Consider the following 5357-nt stretch of genomic DNA (forward strand, 5'->3'; position numbering starts at 1 on the left):
TCAGATGTCCTCTGAACAACAGGAACGAATGGCAGTTCAATATGCTGAGCGTAGTCTTTTATTTACTGTAAAAAGTCTCTTAAAGATTCTAGAATGGTCTAGACGTCAGGCTTTAGCACAGGATTCCGCCTATAAGGTAGGAGTGCAGAAATTAGAAGAATTGCTACAATCTCCTTATTCGATTGATACGATTAATCTGAAAAAAGATTTTTTAGACAAACCAATTGATATAGAGAAGTTTAAAGCTTTTTTAGAAAAAGAAGAGATTCCTTTAGCCATCGCTTGGCAAGGGGATTCTCTGCATTTCTACACGAAAGACCGTTCGATTCTGGATAATCATTTAGACCATCTTTTAGAAAAAATGGTTAATGATCCGGAGAAATTAGCTGATTTTACCATGGATAAGTCATTAGATGATGCTATTGATGAAGCTAAATCCCAAATTACCTTTAGACAAGAAGGAGCCGTCAAACAGAAAGAGATGGTGAGATGATGTACAGTGGAAAGAAATTCCTACTATTCTCACTGTTAGGTATCTTACTAGGCTATCTTTTTCATCGTTTGACGCTTTTGTATGATTCCTATACTGGAAATATCTTAGATAAATGGACTCATCTCCTGATGGAAGGTCAAGATGAAGTTCTTCAGTCGCCATGGAATGTTTCTTTTACTGGAAAATCAAGTGCTTTTTTTCTACTAGGTTTTGTGATGATGTTACTAGTTTATCTCTATCTAGAGACTGGTAAAAAACAATACCGAGAAGGGGTAGAATACGGGAGCGCCCGTTTTGGAACTCTAAAAGAAAAGAAGCTCTTTTACGGTAAAGAATTTTCTCATGATACGATCTTAGCACAAGATGTTCGTCTGACATTATTAGATAAAAAACCACCCCAATATGATAGAAATAAGAATATTGCGGTGATAGGAGGTTCAGGAAGTGGGAAGACTTTTCGCTTTGTGAAACCCAATCTAATTCAGATGAATAGTTCTAATATTGTGGTGGATCCTAAAGATCACTTGGCCGAGAAAACAGGCAAACTCTTTTTAGAACATGGCTACCAAGTAAAGGTGCTAGATTTAGTCAATATGAATAACTCAGATGGCTTTAATCCTTTTCGCTATATAGAAACAGAAAACGATTTGAATCGCATGCTGACGGTTTATTTTAATAACACCAAAGGCTCTGGCTCCCGTAGTGATCCATTTTGGGATGAGGCTTCTATGACTTTAGTCCGTGCTTTGGCCTCCTACTTGGTAGATTTCTATAATCCACCTAAAACAAGAGAACAGCTCATAAAAGAAAGTCGTTTAAGTCAAAAGGAATACCAAAACTTGTTGAAAGGTCAAAAAAAAGAAGTGGAAGAGCGAAAAAAACGAGGACGTTATCCAAGTTTTGCTGAAATCTCAAAACTCATTAAACACTTATCCAAGGGTGAAAATCAAGAAAAAAGTGTCTTAGAAATTCTATTTGAAAATTATGCTAAAAAGTATGGAACTGAAAATTTTACCATACGAAATTGGGCTGATTTCCAAAATTATAAGGATAAGACTCTGGATTCTGTCATAGCTGTAACCACTGCTAAATTTGCCCTCTTCAATATTCAAAGTGTCATGGATTTGACCAAAAGAGATACCCTTGATATGAAGACATGGGGCAAGGAAAAATCAATGGTTTACTTAGTTATCCCAGATAATGATAGTACCTTTCGCTTTCTTTCAGCCCTCTTTTTTTCAACCGTATTTCAAACCTTAACAAGACAAGCAGATATTGATTTTAAGGGACAATTACCTCTTCATGTGAGAGTCTACTTAGATGAGTTCGCAAATATCGGAGAAATCCCAGATTTTGCTGAACAAACCTCAACAGTTCGTTCTCGTAATATGAGTCTCGTTCCCATTCTTCAAAATATTGCCCAACTTCAAGGGCTCTATAAAGAAAAAGAAGCTTGGAAAACCATTTTGGGGAACTGTGATAGCTTAGTCTACTTAGGTGGTAATGATGAAGATACATTTAAATTTATGAGTGGATTACTCGGTAAACAAACCATTGATGTTCGAAATACTAGTCGTTCCTTTGGCCAGACAGGTTCAGGTTCCCTTTCTCATCAAAAGATTGCTCGTGATTTAATGACACCCGATGAAGTCGGAAATATGAAACGGCATGAATGCCTGGTTCGAATTGCCAATATGCCTGTCTTTAAAAGCAAAAAATACAATTCAACCAAGCATCCAAACTGGAAGTACCTAGCCAATCAAGAAACCGATGAACGGTGGTGGAACTATCAAATCAATCCTTTGAATCAAAGACAAGAAAATCATCTTGAAGGCCTTAGAATTCGTGATTTAACTTTTGAATCTAGTTTAAAATAAAAATAGAAAAGAGGAAATAGATGATTACGCATTTTAAAGGTTTTGTTTATGGAGTAGACGCAAGTGCTATGTTTGCACAAGCTATGTCTTTGTTACAGAAGGGATTGATTGCGGTTGGTGCCTTTCTCGTTGTTGTGGGGATTGTCAACCTTGCAACCAACATTAAAGATGGTGGACCAGGTGTTCGGAATGCCATTCTTGAAATTGTCGGTGGTGTTATGGTAGGGGCTGCTGGAGCCTTTGTAACTCAAATTTCAATTTAGGAGGATAAACAATGACATGAATCTAAGTTTAGTCTCACCCTTTGTTTACCTTGCATCTGAAAAAATATCAGCTGAAAATTTATTTGAAGGATTTAATGTGGATTTACAATCTACGGTAGATCTGATTAAATCCCTATCTAGCTACAATCCAACAGTTTGGACTTACATGTCTAGTATTACTAAAAGTGTCATGCAGCCTCTTGGAGTTGCGATTTTATCAGTTGTTCTCATCTTAGAATTTTCGAAGATGGCAAAGAAAATTGCTAACTCTGGTGGAGCGATGACCTTTGAAGCCTTAGCGCCAATGCTGATTAGTTATATTATGGTCGCAGTTGTAATTACCAACACTACCGTCATTGTAGAAGCCATCATCGGGATTGCGAGTCATGCCATTGAACAAGTGGCCTCGATTGTGGCTCACGGTGGGGCAAAGTATGATACACTCTCTGGATTAAAAGGGTCAGGATTTATTGGCCGGATGATTGTGGGCTTTTTCGCCCTCCTCATTTGGCTTGTTCGGATAGTAAGTGCAGCCATGGTTAATCTTTTGGTATCTATTCGATTTATTCAACTCTACCTTATGATCCCATTTGCCCCTCTTACGTTTCCAACATTTTTAAGTGATGAATGGAAGTCTATTGGTATAGGCTATTTAAAAAATATTATGGTCTATGCGGTACAAGGGGTTCTTATTTTTCTGATTGTTTCTCTTGTTCCTTTGTTTGAATCTGCTGGTAAAATAGCTGTTTCAAATGGTGCAGGAGTCCTGCAATCACTTGCGATTATGTTTGGTAGTTTGGTACAAGCTATCTTACTGATTATTGCCCTCGTTGGTTCTCAACGTACTGCTCGCTCAATCTTAGGTATGTAATTAGATAAAGGCTAGGAAGTGGTTGCTTCTTAGCCTTTTTAGAAAGGAAAGTCATGAATACACGTGTTTTTAAAGACATCTCAAAATACCAACACAGGGCTTGGTTAGGTTTCACCACAAGACAAATCATCTTTGTTTTACCAGCCTTTATTGTCACAATTATTGTTTTGGGCTTGAATCTCTTTTTCTGGCAATTTGGAGATTGGTTTGTTTACGGTTTTGTGTTTGCTTTTACCATCCCCCTCTTGCTTTTTGGAGTCTATAAACCCAATGATTTATATTTTGAACATTATTTGAAATACCGTCTTCATTTTGAACTAACGATACCCCTACGCACAATTTCAGGAAAGAAAGGACTTGAACATGAAAAGAAAATCAAATACATTAAAGAAACAAAAAACTTCAACGACTAATAAAAAGGAAGAAGTTAAAGATAAAAAAGAGGAAGTGTTACCATCAACGGCTAATACTCTTTCCTATCAAGCCTTGTATCAAAATGGTCTGATGGAGGTAAAAGAAGATTATTTCTCACAAAGCTATTTACTTGGTGATGTCAATTACCAGACTGTTGGTTTAGAAGATAAGGGAGCAATCATTGAGAAGTATTCTGATTTGATTAACTCTTTAGATGACCAAACCAACTTCCAATTGACCATTTTTAATAAAAGATTGAATTTAGAAAAATTCAGACACAGTGTTTTGTATGAGGAAAAAGAAGATGGGTACGATAGCTATCGTAAAGAATTGAATCGGATGATGAATCAAAATTTAGATAGTGGTGAAAATAACTTTTCGGCTGTGAAACTGATTAGTTTTGGTAGAAAGGATTCTAATCCCAAACAAGCTTATCGTTCCTTGTCTCAAATAGGCGAATATTTCAAGAGTGGTTTCTCAGAAATTGATGCTCGATTTGGATCCTTGACTGGAGAAGAACGGGTGAACTTGTTGGCAGATATGCTTAGAGGAGAACACCATCTTCCTTTTTCTTATCGTGATTTAACGAGATCTGGCCAGACAACTCGTCACTTCATAGCACCTAATCTCTTGGATTTTAAAAACAAGAATTACCTACAAATCAATGACCGCTTATTACAGATTGTCTATGTGAGAGACTACGGTATGGAATTAGGGGATCAGTTTATCCGAGACCTCATGCAAGGAGATCTGGAATTGATTGTAAGCCTTCATGCTCAAAGTTCGACCAAGGCAGATGCCATGAAGAAACTACGAACAAAGAAAACCTTAATGGAATCCCAAAAGATTGGGGAACAACAAAAACTAGCTCGTACAGGTATCTATTTGGAAAAAGTAGGTCATGTATTAGAAAGCAATATCGATGAAGCTGAGGAACTCTTAAAAACCATGACCGAGACAGGAGATAAACTATTTCAAACGGTCTTCTTGATTGGGGTCTTTGGTCAGGATGAAGAAGAACTCAAACAAGCCCTAGACACTATCCAACAAGTGGCCGGCTCAAATGACCTAATGATTGATAAACTTCCATATATGCAAGAAGCAGCCTTTAATAGTTTGCTACCATTTGGTTGTGATTTTTTAGAGGGAGTATCACGGAGTTTATTAACGTCCAATATAGCAGTGAACTCACCTTGGACTTCAGTAGATTTACAAGACCGTAGTGGGAAATATTACGGTATCAATCAAATATCAAGTAATATTATTACCATTGATCGCAGCCTATTAAATACACCGTCTGGTCTGATTTTAGGAACATCTGGAGCTGGGAAAGGGATGGCAACCAAGCATGAAATTATCACGACCAAAATCAAGGAATCTGGTGAAAATACTGAAATTATCATCGTGGATCCAGAAGCAGAGTACAGTGTCATTGGACG

At 37.2% G+C, this 5357-nt stretch carries 5 protein-coding genes and 1 pseudogene; all 6 read left to right on the forward strand.

What is annotated here, in order from left to right:
- The first annotated feature begins 4 nt into the window (after nt 1-4).
- On the forward strand, nt 5-493 hold the full coding sequence (locus tag L0M85_RS09510; RefSeq protein WP_000093683.1) for a hypothetical protein: 489 nt from the start codon (nt 5-7) through the stop codon (nt 491-493).
- Nucleotides 493-2370, forward strand: a complete 1878-nt coding sequence (locus L0M85_RS09515) for a type IV secretory system conjugative DNA transfer family protein (protein ID WP_000286823.1) — start codon at nt 493-495, stop codon at nt 2368-2370. Before L0M85_RS09510 ends, L0M85_RS09515 begins: the two co-directional genes overlap by 1 nt.
- A 20-nt stretch (nt 2371-2390) precedes the next feature.
- Entirely contained in the window at nt 2391-2633 is a 243-nt protein-coding gene (locus L0M85_RS09520; protein ID WP_000627865.1) for a hypothetical protein, read from the forward strand.
- Between the two features lie 16 nt (nt 2634-2649).
- The gene (locus tag L0M85_RS09525; RefSeq protein ID WP_135782421.1) at nt 2650-3504 is read left to right on the forward strand and encodes a conjugal transfer protein TrbL; all 855 of its coding nucleotides are present in this window, start codon (nt 2650-2652) and stop codon (nt 3502-3504) included.
- Between the two features lie 53 nt (nt 3505-3557).
- Nucleotides 3558-3917: a PrgI family protein gene (locus L0M85_RS09530; protein WP_074324869.1), complete on the forward strand. Its 360-nt coding sequence runs from the start codon at nt 3558-3560 to the stop codon at nt 3915-3917.
- A pseudogene (locus L0M85_RS09535) lies at nt 3868-5357 on the forward strand (AAA family ATPase); the annotation flags it as partial. The gene L0M85_RS09530 and the pseudogene L0M85_RS09535, both read left to right, overlap by 50 nt.

Source organism: Streptococcus sp. DFI.7.26, from assembly GCF_022240605.1.
In the GTDB taxonomy this organism is placed as follows: Bacteria; Bacillota; Bacilli; order Lactobacillales; family Streptococcaceae; genus Streptococcus; species Streptococcus xiaochunlingii.

What these genes read in the sequence shown, in the direction of transcription:
- L0M85_RS09515 (WP_000286823.1), top strand. Translation starts at nt 493, where the DNA reads ATGTACAGTGGAAAGAAATTCCTACTATTCTCACTGTTAGGTATCTTA.
- L0M85_RS09520 (WP_000627865.1), top strand. Translation starts at nt 2,391, where the DNA reads ATGATTACGCATTTTAAAGGTTTTGTTTATGGAGTAGACGCAAGTGCT.
- L0M85_RS09510 (WP_000093683.1), top strand. Translation starts at nt 5, where the DNA reads ATGTCCTCTGAACAACAGGAACGAATGGCAGTTCAATATGCTGAGCGT.
- L0M85_RS09525 (WP_135782421.1), top strand. Translation starts at nt 2,650, where the DNA reads ATGAATCTAAGTTTAGTCTCACCCTTTGTTTACCTTGCATCTGAAAAA.
- L0M85_RS09530 (WP_074324869.1), top strand. Translation starts at nt 3,558, where the DNA reads ATGAATACACGTGTTTTTAAAGACATCTCAAAATACCAACACAGGGCT.